Source organism: Psychromarinibacter sediminicola (genome assembly GCF_029168335.1).
Taxonomy (GTDB): Bacteria; Pseudomonadota; Alphaproteobacteria; order Rhodobacterales; family Rhodobacteraceae; genus Psychromarinibacter; species Psychromarinibacter sediminicola.
In genome coordinates this window covers 13,090-31,578 of record NZ_JARGYC010000059.1, presented here as the reverse complement: position 1 = coordinate 31,578, position 18,489 = coordinate 13,090, and the positions used below count along the sequence as shown (strand labels likewise).

The following is an 18,489-nucleotide window of genomic DNA, read 5'->3' as shown; positions in this document are numbered from 1 at the left end:
GGACCCGACGTTCGCATCTGCGAGCGACCCGCCTTCCAGCCCCGGCGACAGGAATAACGTCCTTCCAACCCGACTTCTTCAGCAGCCTGTTAGAGCGATGCCCAGCGCGGAACAAGGCGAAGCCGCCGCGCAAGCGCCGACGCGCCCCAGAGCGGCGGCGCTGTGGTTGCCGTTATCGCAGAGCTCCGAGGTCGCCCGAATTTGGCAGCCATAAAGTGCGCCGTTCGGAGGTCGGAGCGCCCCCGCGCGCGTCGGCCCTTCCGCGGCTTCTCACGTTGCTCGGACGTGCCGGGTTGTGGTGTCAGGCGCGTCCAGCGCTGTACCCGTTAGCATCGGAAGACCACTGGACGCCTTCTTCGTCGATTCGGCCACGCCCGCGCGCGGCGAGTGGCTAACGTGTGGGGTAAATACGATAACCCCCTCTGAACGATGCCCCGCGCGGAACAAGGCGAAGCCGCCGCGCAAGCGCCGACGCGCACCCGAGCGGCGGCGCTGTGGTCGACGTTATCGCTGCGCTCCGAGGTCGCCCGGACTTGGCAGCCATAAACCGAGAAGCACAACCGTCGGAGCGCCACCGCGCGCGTCGGCCCCCGCGCGGCTCCCCGCTCACCTCCGCCCCCGCGCCAGTCGCAGCACCCGTCTCCCCCTCACAGGTCGATCTTCAGCACTCCCTCCGGCGCGGCGGCGCGGCTCTGGCAGAGGATCATCGCGTTCTCGCGCTCCTTCTTTGACAGCACGAAGTCGCGATGCTCCACCTCGCCGTCCAGCACGGCACACTTGCACACGCCGCAAAGCCCGTCGGAACATTTCACGTCGACCTTCACCCCCGCGCGCAAAAGCGCATCCGTGGCGGCCTCCTCGGCCCCGACCGCAACCGACCGCCCGCTCCGCGCCAGCTCCAACACGAACGGATGGTTCTCGTAATCCGGCAGCTCCGGCACCGCGAAGTATTCCAGATGCCGCGCCTCCTCCGGAAAGCCGGCCGCCTCGGCCGCCGCCATCACGGCGTCCATATAGGGTTCGCCGCCGCAGGTGTAGACATGGGCACCGGGGCGGTAGGCCAGGATCTCCGCCAGGTCGGCGCGCGTGCCCTCGTCGGTGATATGCAGATGCACCCGGTCGGCCCAGGGCATCGCGGCGAGATCGTCGAGAAACCCCGCCTCCGACCGCGTGCGCACGGAATAGTGCAGGGCGAACGCGGCGCCCTGCGCGTGCAGCCGGTGGGCCATGGCGATCATCGGGGTCACGCCGATGCCGCCGGCCATGAGATGGGTGAAGCTGGCCGTCTCCTCCAGCGGGAAGTGGTTGATCGGGTGCGAGGTGAAGACCCGCCGGCCCTCGTGGAAGATGCGGTGCATCAGCTTCGAGCCGCCGCGGCCGTCCTCCTCGCGCAGCACCGCGATCTGATACTTGGTCCGGTCCGCCGGATCGCCCGACAGCGAGAACTGGCGGAAGAATTCCGGCGCGACGACCACGTCGATATGCGCCCCCGCCTCGAAGGGCGGCAGCTCGCCGCCATTGGGCCGGGCCAGCTCGTACTTGGTGACCGTGTCGGTCATCCGCTCCGCCTTGGTCACCACCAGCGACAGCACCGGGTTGTCGCCCTGGTCGGCGGTATAGACATGCTCGGGCGGCAGCCCCGCGGCGCGGCGGCGTTTGTGCTCGTCGGCCGGGATCATCGCCTGATAGGCCGCGATCCCCGCCTCGCGGTCCATCGGGAACGGCCAGGGATAGGGCGGCGGCGCAAGGGGCGCGGGGTAGACGGCGAGCGTCTGATCCTCGTATTTCAGGTCCAGGTCGCGGTTCAGGTCGCGCGCGTTGGCGGGCTGTTGCGGCGGGCCGTAGGGCCCTTCGTCCACCATCTCCAGGTCCCACCACCATTTCTTCACGGGGTTCAGCCCGCCCTTGCCGACCATGTCGTCGAGCTTGGCCAGCCCCTTCGCCGCGCCGGGCACGTGCATCGCCGCCCAGCGGAACGGCGCCTCGGCGAACAGCCCCTCCAGGTTCCACGGGCAGGTCTTCATGCAGCGCCCGCACATCGCGCCGTTCTTCTGGCCGACGCGGTAGGTGGTGCATTTCTGGCTGTCGGACTTCCAGATCTCGTAGCCGTTGAACATCAGTTTCGGCCCCGCGGTGATCGCGCCCGAGGGGCATTCGCGGGCGCATTTGTTGCACGCCTCGCAGAACCGCTGCAGGCCGAAGTCGATGGGCTTGTCATGGGTGATCGGGATGGTCGAGGTGACGACGCCGGATTTCAGGCGCGGCCCCAGAAACGGGTTCAGGATCACCTCGCCGATCCGCGACACCTCGCCCAGGCCCGACAGCAACAACAGCGGCGGGTGCAGCACCTCGTCGTCCATCACCGTATGCGTGCGGGCCGAATGGCCGAGATTGCGCAGGTGCTGCGCCAGCACGCCGCCGACCAGCGAGAACCGCAGATAGGCCCGCATCGACTGGGCGCAGGAGATCCAGTCGTCGCCCGACGCGCCCTCCATCGTCTCGTGCCCCTGGTCGACGATCATGCTGATCGCCTGGTCGTGGTAGGGCGTGATGGGATTGCCGGCGGCGTCGTGGGAATACCACGCCCAGTCGGGGCACTCCGACAGCCCCACCGCATCCTGGCCCAGGAAATACAGCGCGCCCTTGATGTTGTCCGCGTTCCGCTGCGCATCCGATGTCGAGGGATGCACCTCCCCCGTCTCGCCGTCCTGCAGCAGGATGAACGCGCCCAGCGACGGCCGGAACGCAAAGGCCGAGGCCGCCTTGCGCACGTAGTTGCCGTTCCGCGCGCCCTCCTGCGCCGTCTTGCCGAGGTCGCCGAACAGCGAGCGGGCGAACATGTTGGCCCGCTTCGGCACCCGCGCGACATTGGCGCGGTCGATATAGGTCGTCGGCTCCTCCACCCGCTTCAGCGTCTCGAACGGGTGCGCCCCGTCCCTGAAGTCGCGCTTCGCGAAGGGGTCGGCGTTGCGCGCCGTCCGGGCCTGCCGGCCGAGCCCGGCGGTCCAGGCGATGCCCGGTGTCTGGCGCGGCGCGATGGGCGTGTCCGGCGCCATCTCCAGTGTCGTCGTAATCGCGGCAAGCCCGTAGCGCGTGCCGAGGAACGGGTTGACCGCCGCCCCGTCCTCCACCGCCGCGAGGCCCGAGGCCACGCCGAGGCGCGCCAGATGCACGTCCGACGCCGCCCCGGAATGGGCGCGCGCCTCGTAGCCCAGAAGCCGGATGTAGTTCGACAGCGTCACGGCGGTTTCCATCGTGCGCAGGCAGGCGCGGTGGGCCTGCGCGTCCCTTATCCAGTCCGTCCCCGGCTCGTCGGCGCGCGGATCGCGCGGGTAGTCGCAGAGGAACACGATGGCGTGGGTGTGATGCGCGATATCCGCGTGGGGCGTGGCCAGCGCCTCCTTCAGCCCGGCCATGATCACGTCGATCCCGGCGGCCAGCGTCTTCGGCTGCATCGTGCGGATCTTGTCGGCCAGCCGCTCGACGTCGGGGTTCTTCAGCGGCTCGGGCAGGCGGGCGGCGTCGGGGATCTCGCAGATCCCCACCATCGCGCTGTCGAGGTAATAGCCGAACGCCTTCAGGTGCCGCGCCCGCTCCGCCGGATCCTCGGGGATCGTGGCACGTTCCTTCCGCGTGCCGTCGCGGGTGGCGTCCAGCATCGCCTGGTATTCCTGCATCGCGTTGACGATGGACAGCGGCTCGTCCGGCCGGCGGAAACTCAGCCCTTCCATCGGCGGCAGCTTCGCCAGGTCGTCCGCATGGCCCACCCGGCGCAGCCGCTCCAGCGGGTAGGGGCCCAGATGCATCCGGCGGTTGGCGTAGGAGAAGAGCTTTCCCATGGGATGGCCTCAGAAGGTGGACGGCGGCAGGTCGTCGTCGGTGATCAGTTTGGTCAGCAGTCGCGCCAGCAGGTCCTGTTCGCCGGGCGACAACCGCTCGGCGATCAGCGCGGCGTTCTCCTGCGCCAGCGGGGTGGCGCGGGCCAGCGTGTCGCGGCCCGCGTCGGTCAGCGCCACGGTCCGGGTGCGGCCGTCGCCCTTGCCGTTGCGGCGGGCAAGGAGGCCCGAGGTCTCCATCCGCCGCAATGCGCGCGACACGGCGGTCCGGTCGACGCCGAGATGGTCGGAGATGTCCGAGGGCCGGCGCAGCCCGTCATAGCCCACCGACACCAGGATCACCCAGTCCAGCCGCGACAGGCCGAGCGGGCGCAGCTTCTCCTCCAGCCGCCGCTGCTGCACGCGCGAGGCGAGCGTCAGGCGGTAGCCGAGGGACTCGTGCAGCCGGTAGGACATGATTGGCACTGTCAATCAAAGTGATTGGCAATGTCAATTGTCTATCTCCGGGGCTGTCGGTCCCCGCCGGACTGTGGCAAGGGACCACGAAACAGACGGGGGACGGCGATGACGGCGATCCGGGGGGTGCTGTTCGACAAGGACGGCACGCTGTTCGACTTCGAGGAGACGTGGCGCGGCTGGGCGGCGTCGATGCTGACCGACCTGGCGGCGGGCGACGCGGCGCGGGCGGCGGCGCTAGGCGCGCGGATCGGCTTCGACATGGAGCGGCGCAACTTCGACCCGGCCAGCACCGTGATCGCCGGGACGCCGGACGAGATCGTGCAATTGCTCGCGCCCGGCGTGCCGGAACTGACCGAGGCGGAGCTGATCGAGCGGCTGAACGACGCCGCCGCGCTGGCGCCGCAGGTCGAGGCGGCGCCGCTCGGCCCGCTGCTGTCGCGGCTGCGCGCGGCGGGGCTGAAGCTGGGCGTGGCCACCAACGACGCCGAGGCGCCGGCGCGCGCCCATCTCGCGGCCGCCGGGCAGGAGGACGCCTTCGACTTCATCGCCGGCTACGATTCCGGCCACGGCGGCAAGCCGGCGCCGGGCATGTGCCTGGCCTTTGCCGCGGCGGTGGACCTGCCGCCAAACGCCGTCGTCATGGTCGGCGACAGCACGCACGACCTGCTGGCGGGCCGCGCGGCCGGGATGCGCTGTGTCGCGGTGCTGACCGGCATGGCGCCGGCGACGGAGCTGGCGCCGCTGGCCGACGCGGTGCTGCCCGATATCGGCCACCTGCCGGACTGGCTGCGCCTGTGACGCGGCATCCGCTCTTCGGCCTCGCGCTGGCGACCGTCGCGACGCTGGTGCTGACGCCCGATGCGCTGCTGATGCGGCTGTCTGGCATGGACGGGCTGCAGATGGTCGGCTGGCGCGGCCTGGCGATGGGCGGCGTGCTGCTGATCGGCTGGGCGGCGACCAGCGGCGACCGCGGCCGCGACTTGGCGGCGATGGCCTCGCTCTGGGGGCTGGTGATCGTCGGCTGCCAGTTCTTCAACAACATCCTGTTCTCCACCGGCATCGCGGCGGCGCCGGTGCCGGTGGTGCTGTTCGGCGTGGCGACGGTGCCGGTGTTCTCGGCGCTGCTGGCGCGGCTCTTGATCGGAGAGCCGACGCGGCCCTCGACCTGGGTGACGATCTGCGCCGTTCTGACCGGCATCGGCATCGCCGTCTTCGGCGGCGAGGCCGAGCTGCGGCTGGACCGCGGCGCGCTGTTCGGCGCGCTGGCGGGGCTGGGCGTGGCCCTGTCGCTGGCGCTGAACTTCGTGGTGCTGCGGGCGCAGGGCGGCCTGCCGATCCCGCTCACCGTCGGGGTCGGGTCGCTGCTGGCGGGGCTGACCGGGCTGGCCGTCACGGGCCCGGCGGCGATGACCGACGGCACGGTCTGGGCGATCCTCGTCGCCGGGGCGGTGATCCTGCCGTTCTCCTTCTTCGGCCTGTCGCTCGCGGCGCGCTACACCCATGCCTCCAACGTCAGCCTCCTGATGCTGCTGGAGACGGTGCTCGGCCCGCTCTGGGTCTGGCTCGGCGTGGGCGAGGAACCGACGCCCGCGATGCTGCTGGGCGGGGCCATCGTGGTCGGCAGCCTCGCCGTCTACCTCTGGACCGCGGGGCGCCGGGCGCGGCGGCGGGGCCGGGCGGCCGCGCGCTGAGCCCGCCCGTTCCAAATGCGACATATCCCGTCGCGAAACGACAAACCCGCGCCCGGCGCGTCCTGTTTTGTGGCCCCAACCGGAGGCGATACATGGAACAGACGGCGGCGCGGCGCAGGCGGTCGGGCGGACAGGCGGGCAACCGGCGGCGGACGGACCCGGCGGCGATCCGGCAGATGCCCTGGCGCCTGCCGGTCAATACCGACCGCCCGACCGAGCCGCTGACAGCCGAGGGCATCGCCGCGATCCACGACGGCGCCATGCGCATCCTGGAAGAGATCGGCATCGAGTTCCTGAACGACGAGGCGCTGGCGCTCTTCCGGCAGGCCGGCATGACGGTGGAGGGCACCAACGTCCGCATGGGCCGCGACTTCGTGGCCGAGATGCTGGCCCGCGCGCCCGGCAGCTTCACCCTGACCCCACGCAACCCGGAGCGCCGGCTCACGCTGGGCGAGCGCCATATCCTGTTCGGCAACGTCTCCAGCCCGCCGAACTACTGGTCGCTGGAGACCGGCAAGGTCACCGGCACGCGGGCGCGCTGCCGCGAGCTCCTGACGCTGACGCAGGCGTTCAACTGCATCCATTTCGCCGGCGGCTACCCGGTGGAGCCGGTGGATATCCACGCCTCGGTCCGGCATCTCGACGTGCTGTTCGACAAGCTGACGCTGACCGACAAGGTGGTGCATGCCTACAGCCTCGGCGCCGAGCGGGTCGAGGACGTGATGGAGATGGTGCGCATCGCCGGCGGGCTGAGCCATGCCGAGTTCGCGGCGACGCCGCGGATGTACACCAACATCAACTCCACCTCGCCGCTGAAGCACGACGCGCCGATGATCGACGGCTGCCTCAGGATGATCCGGCGCGGCCAGGCGGCGATCGTGGCGCCCTTCACCCTGGCCGGCGCGATGGCGCCGGTGACCATGGCCGGCGCGGTGGCGCAGTCGATCGCCGAGGCGCTCTCGGCCATCGCGCTGTTTCAGTACGTGGTGCCGGGCTGCCCCTGCGGCATCGGCACCTTCACCAGCAATGTCGACATGAAGTCGGGCGCCCCCGCCTTCGGAACGCCGGAATACATGCGCGCGACGCAGATGACCGGGCAGATGGCGCGGCATTATGGCCTGCCCTTGCGCGCCAGCGGGGTCTGCGCGGCGAACGTGCCCGACGGGCAGGCGATGTGGGAGACCTCGAACAGCCTGTGGTCGGCGGTGCAGGCCGGCGTCAACCTGGTCTACCACGCCGCCGGCTGGCTGGAGGGCGGGCTGATCGCCAGCCCCGAGAAGTTCGTGATGGATTGCGAGGTGATCCAGATGATCCAGCGCTATTTCGAGCCCGACCTCGTGGCGACGGGGCCGGACGAGATCGCGCTGGAAGCGATTCGCGAAGTGGGGCCGGAGGGGCATTTCTTCGGTATCGACCACACCCAGGCGCGCTACGAACGCGCGTTCCACCAGCCGTTCGTCTCGGACTGGCGCAACTTCGAGGCCTGGGAGAAGGACGGCGCGGTCTGGACGGCGGAGCGGGCGCAGCGGGTCTGCAAGCGCATCCTGGCGACCTTTGAGCCGCCGCCGATGGCGGAGGGGATCCGCGACGAACTGGCGGCCTTCGTCGCCCGGCGCAAGGAGGAAGGCGGGGCGCCGACGGATTTCTGAGGCGGTCCCGGTCGGGCAGGAAGGCGGCGGCATCTGGGGCCGGGCGCGCGCCGATCCGGACGGTCCACTTGCCGCGCCGCTGCGGGATTTTGCGTATTTGGAACGAGAAGAAGCAGGGGGCGTGCCTTCGTCGGACCGGTGCGCGGCTGCGGCAGGTCGGCAAATCCGGTCGGCTTGTCGGGATCCTGCGGGGTTTTTGCGTATTTGGAACGAGAAGAAGCAGGGGGGACGTGCCTCCGTCGGATCGGCGCGCGGCTGCGGCAGGTCGGCAATTCCGTCCTCTCCGACAATGGTCTAGGGTGGCCCGGACTGGCGGTGGAGGTGTCTTCCGATGACCATGGCGGCCGATCCGGCGATGCGGATACTGGCCCGGCGCGCGCTGATGACCGGGATCGGGGGGCTGGGCGGGCTGGCCGCCTGGCTGTTGATCGACGTGCTGCCGAACCACCTGGACAGCGACCGGCTGATCCTGTTCCTCTCCGCCGCGCTGGGCGGGGTCTTTGCCTGTTTCCTGGCGGCCGCCGGCGCCCTGCCGCCGCGGCGCGCGGCGCTGGTCGCCGCCCTGGCCTCGCTGCCGGCGGCGGGCCTGCTGTGGTGGGGGAGCTTTCGCTACGACAGCGTGGGCGACTACCTGCGGACGGGCCACGCGCCCATCGCCTTCGGCCTGATCCTGTTTCTGTCGCTGCCCTTCCTGATCGTCGCGCACCGCCCCGGCGAGGTCTGGCGCAGCTATCCGGCGCTGTTCCGGCAAAGCTGGGACATCGCGGTGCGCTACGCGGCGGCCTGGATCTTCGTGGGCGCGTTCTGGGCCGTCGTCTTCCTGTCGGACGCGCTGCTGGGCCTCGTCGGGCTGGACGTGATCGAGCGGGTCGTCGAACTGGACCCGGTGGCCCCGGCGCTGACCGGCGCGGTGCTGGGGCTGGCGCTGGCGGTCGTGGCGGAACTGGCCGACTACATCTCGCCCTTCCTGATCCTGCGGCTTTTGCGGCTGTTCCTGCCGGTCGTGCTGGTGGTCACGGCGGTGTTCCTGGTGGCGCTGCCGGTGCGCGGGCTGACCGAGCTGTTCGGCGGGTTGTCGGTGGCGGCGGTGCTTCTGTCGATGGCGCTGGGCATCGCGACGCTGATCACCTCGGCGGTGGAGCGCGAGGATGCCGAGGCGGCGGACTCGGCCGTCCTGCGCGGCGCGGCGCAGGCGCTGGCCCTGGCCGTGCCGCTCTTGACGGCGACGGCGCTCTACGCCGTGTGGCTGCGGGTGGGCGACTATGGCTGGACGCCGGACCGCATCGCGGCGGCCTGCGCCAGCGCGGTCGGGCTGGGCTATGGCGTGCTCTATTCGCTGGCCGTGCTCGCGCGGCGGGGCTGGATGGAGCGCATCCGCCGGGCCAACATCGCGATGGCGCTGGCGGTGATCGCGGTGGCGGCGCTGTGGCTGACGCCGGTGCTGAACGCCGAGCGGCTGTCGGCGCGCGACCAGGTGGCGCGGTTCACCTCGGGCGCGGTGGATGCGGAGGCGCTGGATCTGTGGCTCCTCGGGCACGAGCTGGGCCGGGCCGGCAAGGCCGCGGTGGCCGAGCTCGCGGCGCTGGAGCATCCGGAGGCGGCGGAGCTGGACCGGCGCATCGCGCGGCTGGAGACCGCGACCGACCGCTTCCGGTTCGAGCGCGGCGGCCGGGCGGAGGATCCGGCGGCGCAGCGGGCCGAGATCCTGGCGCTGGCCGCGGTGCGCCCCGAGGGGCATGCCCTGCCGCCCGCGCTGCTGGCCGAGGCGTCGCTGGCGCAGCTCACCGGCTGGCTGGGCGGCTGCCGCCGGACGACGCCGGGCGGTCATCCCGGCTGTGCCGTGCTCTTCGCCGACCTGTCGCCCGCCGTCGCCGGCGAGGAGGCGCTGATCTTCTGGCTGACCGGCGAGTCGGGCGTGAACGTCGCCCTGCTGCCCGGCGACGTGCCGCTGAGCCTGCGCTTTCTGCAGGGGCGGGCGGTGAACCTGGAGCCGCGGGCGATCGACCGGGTGCTGGCGGGCGACTTCGCGCTGGCGCCGGTGGAGCTGCGCGCGCTGCGGCTGGACGGGGCGGAAATCCTGCTGATGCCGTAACCCATTCGCGTTTCGTTAAGGGGATTGGCCTAGGCTCCGCGCAGGCGGAGGCAAAGGTTGTTCGCATGCATGGCATGATCTCCCGGTCGATCCAGTGTTTTCTGCAGGACACCTATGGCCATTCCGCCTGGGCCGATGTCGCGGCGGCCGTCGGGCGGGACGGCGACGGGTTTGAGGCGATGCTGCAATACGACCCCGCCGAGACCGAGGCGCTGCTTTGCGCCGCGGTGCAGCGGCTTGCCAGGCCGCGCGAGACGATCCTGGAGGATCTGGGCACCTACCTCGTCGCCCATCCGCATATGCAGATGATCCGCCGGCTCCTGCGCTTCGGCGGGGCGGGGTTCGTGGAATTCCTGTATTCGCTGGACGAGTTGCCCGAGCGGGTGCGCCTCGCGGTCCCGGATCTGGGCCTGCCGGCGCTCGATCTGTGCGAGCACGGCGCGTCGCGCTTCACCCTGCGCGTGGCCCATCCGCATCCGGGCGTGGGGCATGTCGCGGTCGGCGTGCTGCGCGCCATGGCGGACGATTACGGGGCGCTGGTGCTGCTGGAGCATCTCGGCCGGCGCGACCGGGTCGAGACCGTCGCGGTGGAACTCGCCGATACCGCGTTCAGCGCGGGCCGCGCGTTCGACTTGCGGATGCGGGCGGGATGACCGGCGGCCCAAGCGGGCCGGACGGTCGGGCGCCGGAGGGTCGGGCGCCGGACCGCCGGGCGGCGGCCGTACCGGCGGCGGGCGGCGTCGCGCTGGACCGCGCCGCGCTGGACGTGCTGATGCCGATGGCGCTGATCGTGGCGCCGACGGGGCACGTGGCTCATGCCGGCCCGACCCTGGCCAAGCTGCGCCCCGGCCGCGCCCTGGTCGGCGCGCGGTTTCTGGAGTTGTTCGAGCTGCGCCGCCCGCGGCACGTATCCGACATCGCGGCGCTGGCGGTGCAGGCCGGGGCGCCGATGCACCTGGCCTTCCGCGACGCGCCGCGCACCGGGTTCAAGGGGCATGCCGTGCCGCTGCGGGGCGGGGCGGGGCTGCTGGTGAACCTGTCCTTCGGCATCGGCGCGGTGGAGGCGCTGGGCGTCTACGACCTGACCGGCGCCGATTTCGCGCCGACCGACCTGACCGTCTCGGTGCTCTACCTGGCCGAGGCGAGCGCGGCGGTGCAGGAGGAGTCGCGCCGCCTGACCCACCGGCTGCTGGGCGCCAAGAGCGCGGCGGAGGAACAGGCGAACACCGACACGCTGACCGGGCTGCGCAACCGGCGCGCGATGGACCTGGTGCTCGAACGCTGCGCGGCCGGGCGCGAGCCGTTCGCGCTGATGCATCTGGACCTGGACTTCTTCAAGGACGTGAACGACCGGTTGGGCCACGCGGCCGGCGATCACGTGCTGCGCGCCGTCGCCGCCATCCTGCGCGAGGAAACGCGCGAGGCCGATACCGTCGCGCGGGCGGGCGGCGACGAGTTCGTGCTGATCTTCGGCCGGCTGACCGATCGCGACCGTCTGGCCGGGATCGCGGCGCGGCTGCTGCGGCGGCTGGCGCAGCCGATCCTGTTCGGCGGCACGCCCTGCCGCATCTCCGGCAGCATCGGCATCGCGATGTCGCAGGACTATGCGCAGCCCGCGCCGGAGCGGATGCTGCACGACGCCGACATGGCGCTCTACAGCGCGAAGAACGGCGGGCGCGGGCGCCATGTCTTCGCGCGCGACCTGGCGGCGGGGCCGGCGGCGGAGTAGCGCGGGGCGGCCCCGGCATGGCCCCGCCGCTCGTCGCTACTTGCCGTAGTAGTCGCGGAACCACGCGACGAAACGCGCGATGCCGCTGCGCACGTCGGTCTGCGGGCGATAGCCGGTCAGCCTGTGCAACAGCGTCGCGTCGGCCCAGGTGGCGGGCACGTCGCCGGGCTGCATCTCCATCAGGTTGCGCTTCGCGGGCACGCCCAGCTCCGCCTCGATGGCGTCGACGAAGTCCAAAAGCCGCACCTTCTCGGAATTGCCGATATTGACGATCCGCCACGGCGCCACCGGCGACAGGCTGTCGCCCGGCTCGATCTCCTCGGGCGTGGCGGGCCGCTCCGGCGGGGTGTCGATCAAAAGACGGATGCCGCGCACCAGGTCGGCGACATAGGTGAAGTCTCGGAACATCTCGCCGTGGTTGTAGATGTCGATGGGCCGGCCTTCCAGGATCGCGTCCACGAACTTGAACAGCGCCATATCCGGCCGCCCCCAGGGCCCGTAGACGGTGAAAAACCGGAACATCGTCGTCGGCAGGTCGTGCAGATGGGCATAGGCGTGGCCCATGCTCTCGTTCGCCTTCTTGGTGGCGGAATAGATCGTCAGCTGGGTGTCGGCCTTGTCGGTCTCGGCATAGGGCATGTCCTCGTTCGCGCCGTAGACCGAAGAGGTCGAGGCCATCAGCAGATGCCGCACCGCGTGGCGGCGCGCGGCCTCCATCACCGTGAAGGTGCCGATCACGTTGCTGTCGAGATAGGCGCGCGGCGCCTCCAGCGAATAGCGCACGCCGGCCTGGCCGGCGAGATGGACGATGACGTCGGGCTGAAAGGCGTCGGCCATGGCGTCGAAGGTCGCGGTGTCCTCCAGCATCCCCTCGGTCGCGGCAAAGCGCTCGTTCTGCAACAGGATCGCGTGGCGCCGGCGCTTCAGGGCGACGTCGTAGTAATCCGTCATCCCGTCATAGCCGTGGACCGTCATGCCCTCGTCCAGGAGCAGCTGCGCAAGGTGGAAGCCGATGAATCCGGCGGTTCCGGTGATCAGGACACGGGTCATGGGCAAGGGCTCCGGGCGGGCGGTCGCCGGAGGCGTAGCGCGTTCCCGCCCGAGAGGAAAGCGCGCCCGGCGCCGCGCCCGCGCCCCGCGTGGCAGATGCCCCACGGCCGGTGCCGCTCATCCCCCCACCAGCGCCCCCGTCCCGTAGGCCACTAGCGCACAGATCGCGCCGACGCCCACCGTCTCCGAGATCGCGGCCACCGGCGAATCCTCGGTCGCGCGCCAGCGCAGAAAGCCCAGCGCCGACAGCGCCCCCAGCGTGGCAAAGATCGACAGGCCGAAGGTCGCGGTCCGCGTCGGGTCCAGCAGGAAATAGGGCACCAGCGGTATGACCCCGAACGACACGAAGGCCAGGAAGGTGATCAGCCCCTCGGCCGCGGGGCGGGCGGTGCGCATGTCGGCCAGGCCGGTGCCGTAGGCCAGCCGCAGGTCGACCGCGAGGTCGGGGCAGCGCACCAGCCGGCCCGCCGCGACCCCGGCATCCTCGGCCGACAGCCCGCGGCCCTCCAGCATCTCGGCGATCTCGCGCCGCCCGTCCTCGGGCCGCGCCAGAAGGTCCGACAGTTCCGAGCGGCGGCGCGCATCGTAGAGATCGCGCTTGGACCGGGTGGACAGGAACTCGCCCAGCCCCATCGACACGCCGTCGGCCATCAGGTTGGCCAGCCCGAAGACCAGGACCGCAAGCGCGCCGATCTTCTCGGCCCCGTCGATCGCGGCGCCGGAGAAACCGGCGACGATCGCGAAGGTGGTCACGATCCCGTCGTTGCCGCCATAGACGATCTGCTTGAGAAAGGCCTGAAGCCGCCCCAGCGCGCGGGAGGAGTCGGGCGTATCGGGGGGCGTATCGGAAGGGCTGGCGGACATGGGCTGTCTCCGGTCCGGTGGCGACTGTCGCGCGCAGGGTGGCGCGAAACGGCGGCACGGGAAAGGCGTCACTGGCGCGCGGCGGGTTTTGGGCATAGCCCTTGGCGCATCGCACCGAAGGATCCGTCCGCATGAGCCCCGCCACGCCCCCCGCCACACCTCCCGTCTCCCCGCCGATCTTCGACGGCCACAACGACCTGTTCCAGCGGATGCTGCGCCACGGCGTCACCGCCGAGGACGTGGTGCGCGGGCTCGACGGCGGCCATATCGACCTGCCGCGCGCGCGGGCCGGCGGCTTCGGCGGCGGCTTCTTCGCGATCTTCGTGCCCAGCCCCGCCGACACGATGTCGTGGGACGAGATGGCGAAACCCGCCTACCGCCTGCCGCTGCCCGACCCGCTGCCGCAGGACGCCGCGCTGGAGGTCACGCGGCAGGGCTTCGCCGCGCTGGAGGCGCTGGAGGCGGCGGGCGCCCTCGCGATCTGCCGCACCGCCGCCGAGATCGCGGCGGTGCTGGACGAAGGCACCCGCATGGCCGCCGTCCTCCATATCGAGGGGGCCGAGGCCATCGACCCCGACTTCGCGCGTCTGGAGGAGATGCACGCCCGCGGCCTGCGCTCGCTCGGCCCGGTCTGGAGCCGCCCGACCGCCTGGGGCGAGGGCGTGCCCTTCGCCTACCCGGTGGACCCGGATACCGGCGGCGGGCTGACCGCGGCCGGCAAGACGCTGATCCGCGAATGCAATCGGCTGCGGATCCTGGTCGATCTCAGCCACCTGAACGCCCGGGGCGTGGCGGATGTGGCGGCGATCAGCGACGCGCCGCTGGTGGCCACGCATTCCAATGCCTGGGCCGTCTGCCCGCATGCGCGCAACCTCACCGACCGGCAGCTCGCGATGATCGGCGAGAGCGGCGGCATGGTCGGGATCAATTTCGCCGCCGGATTCCTGCGCCCGGACGGCCGGATGGACGACGATGTCGGGCTCGACGTGGTGATGCGCCACCTCGACCACCTGATCGGCTTTCTGGGCGAGGACGGCGTCGGCTTCGGCTCGGATTTCGACGGCGCGCTGATACCGCGGCCGATCGGCGACTGCGCCGGACTGCCCGCCCTGCGCGCGGCGCTTGCCGATCACGGGGTCGACGCGGCGCTGATGGCCAAGCTGGCGCATGGCAACTGGCTGCGCGTGCTGCGCCGGACCTGGGGCGGCTAGCTACCCTTCTGGCGCCAGAGCGCGCGCCGCTACTCCGCCGCCTTCAGCTCGAAGCCCTTCTCGATCATGTCCGCCGGCTCCACCGGGTAGTCCCCCGAGAAGCAGGCATCGCAATAGGCGGGGCAGGAGGCGTCGCGCCCCTTCGCCTCGCCCACGGCGCGGTACAGCCCGTCCAGCGACACGAAGCGCAGCGAGTCGACGCCCAGATGGTCGCGCATCTCCTCCTCGCTCATCGTCGCGGCCAGGAGCTTCGACCGCTCCGGCGTGTCGACGCCATAAAAGCACGGCCACGCCGTCGGCGGAGACGCGATCCGGAAATGCACCTCCCTGGCGCCCGCATCCAGGATCATCTCCTTGATCTTGCGGCTGGTGGTCCCGCGCACCACCGAGTCGTCGACCAGGATCACCCGCTTGCCCTCGATCAGCGCGCGGTTGACGTTCAGCTTCAGCCGCACGCCCATGTTGCGGATCTGCTCGGTCGGCTCGATGAAGGTCCGGCCCATATACTGGTTGCGGATGATCCCCATGCCATAGGGGATGCCCGACTCGGCCGCATAGCCGATCGCCGCCGGCGTCCCCGAATCCGGCACCGGACAGACGAGATCCGCCTCCACCGGCGCCTCGCGCGCCAGCTCCACCCCGATCGCGTGCCGCGTCTCGTAGACCGACCGGCCGCCCAGGATCGAATCCGGCCGGCTGAAATAGACATGCTCGAAGATGCAGAACCGCGGCTGCTGCGCCTCGAAAGGGCGAAAGCTCTCGACCCCGTCCTCGGTGATCACCACCATCTCGCCCGGCGCCACCTCGCGCACGAACTCGGCGCCGATGATGTCGAAGGCGCAGGTCTCGGAACTCAGCGCCCAGCCGTCGGCCACCTTGCCCAGCATCAGGGGCCGCACCCCCAGCGGGTCGCGCACCCCGATCAGCTTGGTCCGCGTCATCGCCACGACCGAGAACGCCCCCTCCACCCGGCGCAGCGCGTCCTTCATCTTCTCGGGGATCGTGCGCTGCAGCGACCGCGCCATCAGGTGGATGATGCATTCGCTGTCCGACGACGACTGAAAGATCGAGCCCCGGTCGATCAGCTCGCGGCGCAGCGCGTCGGCATTGGTGATGTTGCCGTTATGCGCGATGGCGGTGCCGCCCACCGAGAACTCGCCGAAGAACGGCTGCACGTCGCGGATTTGCGTGGCGCCCTTCGAGCCGGCGGTCGAATAGCGCACATGCCCGATCGACAGCGCCCCCGGCAGCGTCTCCATCAGCGACGCCTTGGTGAAGTTGTCGCGCACATAGCCGAAGCGGCGGGCCGAGGTGAACCCGCTGTCCTCTTGATAACTGACGATGCCGCCCGCTTCCTGCCCGCGGTGCTGCAGCGCGTGCAGGCCCAGGGCGACGAAGTTGGCGGCGTCGGTCACGCCGACGACACCGAACACGCCGCATTCCTCGTGCAGCGTGTCGTCGTCGAACGGGTGTCGTGGCATCCTGTCCTCGGCCGCGAGGGCGCCGGACAGGGCAGGGGAGGTCTCTCGCATCTCAGCGGGGCTCCGAATCCGTTGGCAGCGGTCAGCCCCCACATAGTGGTTGGGGGGCGCCGTGTCACGGTCGGTTCACCGAAATGCGACAGGTATGCGACACGCGCGGCACAGGCGGCCCGGGAGCCTCAGCCCTGGCCGGGCAAGAACGGCAGCGCCGCGATGAGCGCCGCAAGGCCGAAGAGCGGCCGGCGGGCGCGGCGCGGGGCGGCGGCGGTCAGCCGGTGCGCGGCCTCGCTGCGGCGGCGGCGACCCTTCGCCATGTAATGGGCGGTGTCGATCGACCCGTCGGGGCGGCGGCGGATGTCGGTGGGATGGGTCTCGGTGGGATGGGTCATCGTGTGGTCTCCCTTCGCTGATGACCCCAGACTGCCCCCGCCCGCCCGCGCGCGCTTGAAGGCGGCCTTGGGATTTCCTTGAGATGTCTGAAGATGCGCCGGGAAACTCTTGAGAACCCCCGCGCCGGGCCGCAAGATCGCGGCCATGCGGTATGTCTTCGGCGATTGCGAACTGGATTTCTCGGCCTACGCCCTGCGCCGGGCCGGCGCCGAGGTGCATGTCGAGCCGCAGGTCTTCGACCTGATTGCCTGTCTCGTCCGGGCCGGCGGCGAACTGGTCAGCTATGACGGCCTGATCGCCGAGGTCTGGGGCGGGCGCATCGTGTCCGACGCCACGCTCGCCGCCCGGATCAGCGCGGCCCGCGCCGCGCTGGGCGACGACGGCAAGCGGCAGGCCGTGATCCGCACCGTGCCGCGGCGCGGGGTGCAGCTGGCCGTGCCCGTCTCCGAAGCCGTCGCCGAAGCTGTCGCCGAAGGCGGCGCCGAAGCCGCCCCGGCTGAGAAGCCGCTCTGCGACGCGGCGAAGCGGCAGGTGATCCGCTACACGACCTCGCGCGACGGCACCGGCATCGCCTGGGCCGAGACGGGCGAGGGGCCGCCGCTTCTGCGCGCGGGCCACTGGCTGAGCCACCTGGAACACGACTGGTCCAGCCCGGTCTGGCGCCCGCTCCTGGACCGGCTGGCGACCGGCCGGCGGCTGATCCGCTACGATCCGCGCGGCACCGGCCTGTCCGACCGCGCGCTGGGCGGCGCCAGCGTAGAGGAATTCGCCGACGACCTGGAGGCGGTGGCCGACGCGGCGGGGCTCGACCGCTTCCCCGTCTACGCGATCAGCCAGAGCGTGCCCATCGCGCTGACCTTCGCGGCGCGGCGGCCGGAGCGGGTCAGCCGGCTGATCCTGCTGAACGGGCTGGTCAAGGGCTCCACCGCGCGCGGCGAGGCGGAGAAGACCGAGACCATGGTGGGCATGATCCGCACCGGCTGGGCGGTGCCGGGCTCGGCCTTCATGCGCGCCGTCGCGACGCTGTTCATGCCACGCTCGACCCCCGAGGAGCTGGCGAGCTTCGAGGAGATGCAGGGCCTGTCGGCCACCGCCGACGTCGCGGCCGAGCTGCGCCGGACCATCGGCGGGATCGACGTGTCGGCGGTCCTGGACAAGGTGACCTGCCCGGCGCTGATCATGCATTGCGCGGGCGACGCGATCCAGTCGCCGGACCAATCGAAGCTGCTGGCCCGCATGCTGCCGGATGCCGAGTTCCACCTCGTCGACTCGCCGAACCACGTGGTGGTGCCGAGCGACCCGGTCTGGGGCGACTGCCTCGATGCGTTCGACCGGTTCCTGGCGGCCGAGGCCTGAGCGCCCCGCCCGGCGGGACATGCCCCGGCGCGACCGTGTTCGCCGGGGCGCGAGCGGTCTGTCGGTTAACCGTCTGTTAATAAATCGAAAATGTTTCGCGCGCGAAACATTTGGGCGGGTGGGTCACTCGGTGCAGTTGCCCACCAGCTTTTCGTATTGCTGCACGATCCAGCTCGGCGCGTCCTCGGGGATCTGCTCGTCGATATCGCCGCGCACCCGGTCGAAGATCTTCGCGGTGCGGCTGTCGGCGACCATCGCCACCTCCTCGCCCACCACGACGCGGTCGTAGACCACGAAGGCCACCGCCACCAGCAACAGCCCCCGGAGCACGCCGAAGAAGAACCCCAGCCCCCGGTCGAGCCCGCTCAGCGCCGAACGCTGCACCGCCGAGGCGAAGAGCGGCGTGAACAGCGAGACCACGACCAGCGCCACGGCGAAGACCGCGGCGAAGGCGGCGATGATCGACAATTCGCAGCTGTCGCGCAGGTAGTCGCCGACATAGGGGATTTCCTTGACCAGCGGCTCGGCGGTGCCGGCGAACAGGAAGGCGACCACGGCCGCCGCGATCCAGCCGGCGATGGCCATCGCCTCGCGCACGAAGCCGCGGGCATAGGCCAGGATGGCCGAGACGATGATGACCAGTGCCACGACACCGTCGATCAGCGTGAAACCTTCCATGCC

General features: G+C 71.1%; 15 protein-coding genes. 8 read left to right on the top strand and 7 right to left on the bottom strand.

The window, feature by feature from the left end:
- Positions 1 to 647: 647 nt before the first annotated feature.
- Both P1J78_RS18510 and P1J78_RS18505 read right to left on the bottom strand, forming a co-directional pair.
- Entirely contained in the window at positions 648 to 3,839 is a 3,192-nt protein-coding gene (locus P1J78_RS18510) for a 2Fe-2S iron-sulfur cluster-binding protein (RefSeq protein ID WP_275568868.1), read from the bottom strand.
- Positions 3,840 to 3,848: 9 nt separating this feature from the next.
- A complete protein-coding gene (locus P1J78_RS18505) occupies positions 3,849 to 4,292 on the bottom strand; it encodes a MarR family winged helix-turn-helix transcriptional regulator (protein WP_275568867.1) in 444 nt (147 codons plus the stop codon).
- Between the two features lie 108 nt (positions 4,293 to 4,400).
- Between P1J78_RS18505 and P1J78_RS18500 the strand changes: the two genes are divergently transcribed.
- From P1J78_RS18500 to P1J78_RS18475, 6 genes are all read left to right on the top strand, one after another.
- Positions 4,401 to 5,093, top strand: a complete 693-nt coding sequence (locus P1J78_RS18500) for an HAD family hydrolase (protein ID WP_275568866.1) — start codon at positions 4,401 to 4,403, stop codon at positions 5,091 to 5,093.
- Positions 5,090 to 5,986 (top strand): DMT family transporter, encoded by an 897-nt coding sequence (locus P1J78_RS18495; protein WP_275568865.1) that lies wholly within the window; start codon positions 5,090 to 5,092, stop codon positions 5,984 to 5,986. Before P1J78_RS18500 ends, P1J78_RS18495 begins: the two co-directional genes overlap by 4 nt.
- A gap of 92 nt (positions 5,987 to 6,078) precedes the next feature.
- On the top strand, positions 6,079 to 7,635 hold the full coding sequence (locus P1J78_RS18490) for a trimethylamine methyltransferase family protein (RefSeq protein ID WP_275568864.1): 1,557 nt from the start codon (positions 6,079 to 6,081) through the stop codon (positions 7,633 to 7,635).
- A gap of 331 nt (positions 7,636 to 7,966) precedes the next feature.
- On the top strand, positions 7,967 to 9,727 hold the full coding sequence (locus P1J78_RS18485) for a DUF4153 domain-containing protein (RefSeq protein ID WP_275568863.1): 1,761 nt from the start codon (positions 7,967 to 7,969) through the stop codon (positions 9,725 to 9,727).
- A gap of 65 nt (positions 9,728 to 9,792) precedes the next feature.
- A complete protein-coding gene (locus P1J78_RS18480) occupies positions 9,793 to 10,380 on the top strand; it encodes a heme NO-binding domain-containing protein (RefSeq protein WP_275568862.1) in 588 nt (195 codons plus the stop codon).
- Positions 10,377 to 11,456, top strand: coding sequence for a GGDEF domain-containing protein (locus tag P1J78_RS18475; RefSeq protein ID WP_275568861.1), 1,080 nt, complete (start codon positions 10,377 to 10,379; stop codon positions 11,454 to 11,456). Before P1J78_RS18480 ends, P1J78_RS18475 begins: the two co-directional genes overlap by 4 nt.
- Positions 11,457 to 11,492: 36 nt before the next feature.
- Here the strand turns inward: P1J78_RS18475 and P1J78_RS18470 are convergent, their stop codons facing one another.
- Positions 11,493 to 12,506 carry an NAD-dependent epimerase/dehydratase family protein gene (locus tag P1J78_RS18470; protein ID WP_275568860.1) on the bottom strand — a complete coding sequence of 338 codons (1,014 nt, stop codon included), beginning with the start codon at positions 12,504 to 12,506 and terminating at the stop codon, positions 11,493 to 11,495.
- Positions 12,507 to 12,623: 117 nt separating this feature from the next.
- Positions 12,624 to 13,370 carry a VIT1/CCC1 transporter family protein gene (locus tag P1J78_RS18465; protein WP_275568859.1) on the bottom strand — a complete coding sequence of 249 codons (747 nt, stop codon included), beginning with the start codon at positions 13,368 to 13,370 and terminating at the stop codon, positions 12,624 to 12,626.
- A 131-nt stretch (positions 13,371 to 13,501) separates the two neighbouring features.
- Here P1J78_RS18465 and P1J78_RS18460 point away from each other — a divergent pair, with 131 nt between their 5' ends.
- Entirely contained in the window at positions 13,502 to 14,581 is a 1,080-nt protein-coding gene (locus P1J78_RS18460) for a dipeptidase (RefSeq protein ID WP_275568858.1), read from the top strand.
- A 29-nt stretch (positions 14,582 to 14,610) separates the two neighbouring features.
- Here P1J78_RS18460 and purF read toward each other — a convergent pair whose 3' ends face one another.
- Together purF and P1J78_RS18450 are read right to left on the bottom strand one after the other, a co-directional pair.
- Positions 14,611 to 16,062: an amidophosphoribosyltransferase gene (purF, locus tag P1J78_RS18455; protein WP_275568857.1), complete on the bottom strand. Its 1,452-nt coding sequence runs from the start codon at positions 16,060 to 16,062 to the stop codon at positions 14,611 to 14,613.
- Positions 16,063 to 16,241: 179 nt separating this feature from the next.
- Positions 16,242 to 16,451 (bottom strand): hypothetical protein, encoded by a 210-nt coding sequence (locus P1J78_RS18450; RefSeq protein ID WP_275568856.1) that lies wholly within the window; start codon positions 16,449 to 16,451, stop codon positions 16,242 to 16,244.
- Positions 16,452 to 16,596: 145 nt separating this feature from the next.
- Between P1J78_RS18450 and P1J78_RS18445 the strand changes: the two genes are divergently transcribed.
- Positions 16,597 to 17,808, top strand: coding sequence for an alpha/beta hydrolase (locus P1J78_RS18445; RefSeq protein WP_275568855.1), 1,212 nt, complete (start codon positions 16,597 to 16,599; stop codon positions 17,806 to 17,808).
- 123 nt (positions 17,809 to 17,931) lie between these two features.
- Here the strand turns inward: P1J78_RS18445 and P1J78_RS18440 are convergent, their stop codons facing one another.
- Positions 17,932 to 18,486 (bottom strand): CvpA family protein, encoded by a 555-nt coding sequence (locus tag P1J78_RS18440; RefSeq protein ID WP_275568854.1) that lies wholly within the window; start codon positions 18,484 to 18,486, stop codon positions 17,932 to 17,934.
- Positions 18,487 to 18,489: the final 3 nt, after the last annotated feature.